Origin of the sequence: Streptococcus gallinaceus (assembly GCF_040545695.1) — a bacterium.
GTDB classification, from domain to species: domain Bacteria; phylum Bacillota; class Bacilli; order Lactobacillales; family Streptococcaceae; genus Streptococcus; species Streptococcus gallinaceus.
The window spans coordinates 1-5217 of the sequence record NZ_JBEPMK010000012.1; the positions used below are offsets into that span (position 1 = coordinate 1).

The 5217-nt window shown below is 49.4% G+C and carries 1 tRNA gene and 3 rRNA genes; all 4 read left to right on the forward strand.

What is annotated here, in order from left to right:
• The first annotated feature begins 293 nt into the window (after positions 1-293).
• The 4 genes from ABID27_RS10165 (at position 294) to rrf (ending at position 5217) form a co-directional block, all read left to right on the forward strand.
• A 16S ribosomal RNA gene (locus ABID27_RS10165) occupies positions 294-1842 on the forward strand.
• Between the two features lie 52 nt (positions 1843-1894).
• Positions 1895-1967, forward strand: a tRNA-Ala gene (locus ABID27_RS10170).
• Positions 1968-2121: 154 nt separating this feature from the next.
• A 23S ribosomal RNA gene (locus ABID27_RS10175) occupies positions 2122-5019 on the forward strand.
• Positions 5020-5101: 82 nt separating this feature from the next.
• Positions 5102-5217: ribosomal RNA gene (gene rrf / locus ABID27_RS10180) — 5S ribosomal RNA — on the forward strand.
• Together the 16S, 23S and 5S rRNA genes with 1 tRNA gene alongside form the textbook arrangement of a ribosomal RNA operon.

The window sequence follows — 5217 nt, forward strand, 5'->3', positions numbered from 1 at the left end:
AAAAAAGTCAAAAACAGTGTTGACAGTAGTGAGGTAGTCTGATATACTAATTAAGTTGTCTCGTGAGGGGCGGCGGTCATGAAAAAAGTTTCTAAAAAAGTTAAACAAAAGTGTTGACAAGAAGAAGCAAACATGATAGACTAAGATAGTTGTCGCGTGAGAGCGACAAGCAAGACCTTTGAAAATTAAAGAAGACGAACCAAACGTGCAGGGTGAAGTTACAAGTTAACTTCGTCAATGAACAAAAAAACAATAAATCTGTCAGCGACAGATAATGAGTGAGAACTCAAACTTTAAATGAGAGTTTGATCCTGGCTCAGGACGAACGCTGGCGGCGTGCCTAATACATGCAAGTAGAACGCTGAAGCTTGGTGCTTGCACCGAGCGGATGAGTTGCGAACGGGTGAGTAACGCGTAGGTAACCTGCCTGGTAGCGGGGGATAACTATTGGAAACGATAGCTAATACCGCATAACAGCAGCCGACACATGTTAGCTGTTTGAAAGGAGCAATTGCTTCACTACCAGATGGACCTGCGTTGTATTAGCTAGTTGGTGAGGTAACGGCTCACCAAGGCAACGATACATAGCCGACCTGAGAGGGTGATCGGCCACACTGGGACTGAGACACGGCCCAGACTCCTACGGGAGGCAGCAGTAGGGAATCTTCGGCAATGGGGGCAACCCTGACCGAGCAACGCCGCGTGAGTGAAGAAGGTTTTCGGATCGTAAAGCTCTGTTGTAAGAGAAGAACGTTGAGTAGAGTGGAAAGTTACTCAAGTGACGGTATCTTACCAGAAAGGGACGGCTAACTACGTGCCAGCAGCCGCGGTAATACGTAGGTCCCAAGCGTTGTCCGGATTTATTGGGCGTAAAGCGAGCGCAGGCGGTTGTATAAGTCTGAAGTAAAAGGCAGTGGCTTAACCATTGTGTGCTTTGGAAACTGTACAACTTGAGTGCAGAAGGGGAGAGTGGAATTCCATGTGTAGCGGTGAAATGCGTAGATATATGGAGGAACACCGGTGGCGAAAGCGGCTCTCTGGTCTGTAACTGACGCTGAGGCTCGAAAGCGTGGGGAGCGAACAGGATTAGATACCCTGGTAGTCCACGCCGTAAACGATGAGTGCTAGGTGTTGGGTCCTTTCCGGGACTCAGTGCCGTAGCTAACGCATTAAGCACTCCGCCTGGGGAGTACGACCGCAAGGTTGAAACTCAAAGGAATTGACGGGGGCCCGCACAAGCGGTGGAGCATGTGGTTTAATTCGAAGCAACGCGAAGAACCTTACCAGGTCTTGACATCCCTCTGACCGTCCTAGAGATAGGATTTTCCTTCGGGACAGAGGTGACAGGTGGTGCATGGTTGTCGTCAGCTCGTGTCGTGAGATGTTGGGTTAAGTCCCGCAACGAGCGCAACCCCTATTGTTAGTTGCCATCATTGAGTTGGGCACTCTAGCGAGACTGCCGGTAATAAACCGGAGGAAGGTGGGGATGACGTCAAATCATCATGCCCCTTATGACCTGGGCTACACACGTGCTACAATGGCTGGTACAACGAGTCGCAAGTCGGTGACGGCAAGCTAATCTCTTAAAGCCAGTCTCAGTTCGGATTGTAGGCTGCAACTCGCCTACATGAAGTCGGAATCGCTAGTAATCGCGGATCAGCACGCCGCGGTGAATACGTTCCCGGGCCTTGTACACACCGCCCGTCACACCACGAGAGTTTGTAACACCCGAAGTCGGTGAGGTAACCTTTTAGGAGCCAGCCGCCTAAGGTGGGATAGATGATTGGGGTGAAGTCGTAACAAGGTAGCCGTATCGGAAGGTGCGGCTGGATCACCTCCTTTCTAAGGATAAGGAACCTGTACGTTAGTCTTCTTTAATTTTGAGAGGTCTTGTGGGGCCTTAGCTCAGCTGGGAGAGCGCCTGCTTTGCACGCAGGAGGTCAGCGGTTCGATCCCGCTAGGCTCCATTAACAAGTAATACTTGTTAAGATTGTCCATTGAAAATTGAATATCTATATCAAATTCCACGATCAGAAATGATTGTAGAAAGTAACAAGAAAATAAACCGAAAACGCTGTGAATATTTAATGAGTTTTCTAGTTTTAAAAACTAGGTTAATAAGGTTAAGTTAATAAGGGCGCACGGTGGATGCCTTGGCACTAGAAGCCGATGAAGGACGTGACTAACAACGAAATGCTTTGGGGAGCTGTAAGTAAGCAATGATCCAGAGATGTCCGAATGGGGGAACCCGGCAGGTAATGCCTGTCATCACCAGTTGTTAAGACTGGATGAAGGAAGACGCAGTGAACTGAAACATCTAAGTAGCTGTAGGAAGAGAAAGCAAAAGCGATTGCCTTAGTAGCGGCGAGCGAAACGGCAGGAGGGCAAACCGAGGAGTTTACTCCTCGGGGTTGTAGGACTGCAATGTGGACTTAAAGATTATAGAAGAACTACCTGGGAAGGTAGGCCAAAGAGAGTAATAGCCTCGTATTCGAAATAGTCTTTATACCTAGCAGTATCCTGAGTACGGCGAGACACGCGAAATCTCGTCGGAATCTGGGAGGACCATCTCCCAACCCTAAATACTCTCTAGTGACCGATAGTGAACCAGTACCGTGAGGGAAAGGTGAAAAGTACCCCGGAAGGGGAGTGAAATAGAACCTGAAACCGTGTGCCTACAACAAGTTCGAGCCCGTTAATGGGTGAGAGCGTGCCTTTTGTAGAATGAACCGGCGAGTTACGTTATGATGCGAGGTTAAGTTGAAGAGACGGAGCCGTAGGGAAACCGAGTCTGAATAGGGCGCCATAGTATCATGATGTAGACCCGAAACCATGTGACCTACCCATGAGCAGGTTGAAGGTGCGGTAAGACGCACTGGAGGACCGAACCAGGGCACGTTGAAAAGTGCTTGGATGACTTGTGGGTAGCGGAGAAATTCCAAACGAACTTGGAGATAGCTGGTTCTCTCCGAAATAGCTTTAGGGCTAGCGTCGATGTTAAGTCTCTTGGAGGTAGAGCACTGTTTGGGTGAGGGGTCCATCTCGGATTACCAATCTCAGATAAACTCCGAATGCCAACGAGATGTAATCGGCAGTCAGACTGCGAGTGCTAAGATCCGTAGTCGAAAGGGAAACAGCCCAGACCACCAGCTAAGGTCCCAAAATATATGTTAAGTGGAAAAGGATGTGGGGTTGCACAGACAACTAGGATGTTAGCTTAGAAGCAGCTATTCATTCAAAGAGTGCGTAATAGCTCACTAGTCGAGTGACCCTGCGCCGAAAATGTACCGGGGCTAAAACATATTACCGAAGCTGTGGATCCCGTAAGGGATGGTAGGAGAGCGTTCTATGTGTGAAGAAGGTATACCGTGAGGAGTGCTGGAACGCATAGAAGTGAGAATGCCGGTATGAGTAGCGAAAGACAGGTGAGAATCCTGTCCACCGTAAGACTAAGGTTTCCAGGGGAAGGCTCGTCCGCCCTGGGTTAGTCGGGACCTAAGGAGAGACCGAAAGGTGTATCCGATGGACAACAGGTTGATATTCCTGTACTAGTGTATATAGTGATGGAGGGACGCAGTAGGCTAACTTATCCCAGCGAATGGAAGTGCTGGGCCAAGCAGTGAGGTGTGATATGAGTCAAATGCTTATATCTCTAACATTGAGCTGTGATGGGGAGCGAAGAATAGTAGCGAAGTAAGTGACGTCACACTGCCAAGAAAAGCTTCTAGCGTTAATTATACACTACCCGTACCGCAAACCGACACAGGTAGTCGAGGCGAGTAGCCTCAGGTGAGCGAGAGAACTCTCGTTAAGGAACTCGGCAAAATGGCCCCGTAACTTCGGGAGAAGGGGCGCTGACTTTCAGTCAGCCGCAGTGAATAGGCCCAAGCAACTGTTTATCAAAAACACAGCTCTCTGCTAAATCGTAAGATGATGTATAGGGGGTGACGCCTGCCCGGTGCTGGAAGGTTAAGAGGAGGGTTTAGCGTAAGCGAAGATTTGAATTGAAGCCCCAGTAAACGGCGGCCGTAACTATAACGGTCCTAAGGTAGCGAAATTCCTTGTCGGGTAAGTTCCGACCCGCACGAAAGGCGTAATGATTTGGGCACTGTCTCAACGAGAGACTCGGTGAAATTTTAGTACCTGTGAAGATGCAGGTTACCCGCGACAGGACGGAAAGACCCCATGGAGCTTTACTGCAGTTTGATATTGAGTATCTGTACCACATGTACAGGATAGGTAGGAGCCTAAGAAGTCGGGACGCCAGTTTCGACAGAGGCGCTGTTGGGATACTACCCTTGTGTTATGGCTACTCTAACCCAGATAGGTTAACCCTATCGGAGACAGTGTCTGACGGGCAGTTTGACTGGGGCGGTCGCCTCCTAAAAGGTAACGGAGGCGCCCAAAGGTTCCCTCAGAATGGTTGGAAATCATTCGCAGAGTGTAAAGGTATAAGGGAGCTTGACTGCGAGAGCTACAACTCGAGCAGGGACGAAAGTCGGGCTTAGTGATCCGGTGGTTCCGTATGGAAGGGCCATCGCTCAACGGATAAAAGCTACCCTGGGGATAACAGGCTTATCTCCCCCAAGAGTTCACATCGACGGGGAGGTTTGGCACCTCGATGTCGGCTCGTCGCATCCTGGGGCTGTAGTCGGTCCCAAGGGTTGGGCTGTTCGCCCATTAAAGCGGCACGCGAGCTGGGTTCAGAACGTCGTGAGACAGTTCGGTCCCTATCCGTCGCGGGCGTAGGAAATTTGAGAGGATCTGCTCCTAGTACGAGAGGACCAGAGTGGACTTACCGCTGGTGTACCAGTTGTCTTGCCAAAGGCATCGCTGGGTAGCTATGTAGGGAAGGGATAAACGCTGAAAGCATCTAAGTGTGAAACCCACCTCAAGATGAGATTTCCCGTGATTTTATATCAGTAAGAGCCCTGAGAGATGATCAGGTAGATAGGTTAGAAGTGGAAGTGTGGCGACACATGTAGCGGACTAATACTAATCGCTCGAGGACTTATCCAAAGTAACAGAAGTCAATATTGACAGCGTTGGTTTTTCTTGATAGAATATAGGTATTCAATTTTCAGTGGACAATCCACAAAAGTTAAGTGACGATAGCCTAGGAGATACACCTGTACCCATGCCGAACACAGCAGTTAAGCCCTAGAACGCCTGAAGTAGTTGGGGGTTGCCCCCTGTGAGATACGGTAGTCGCTTAGC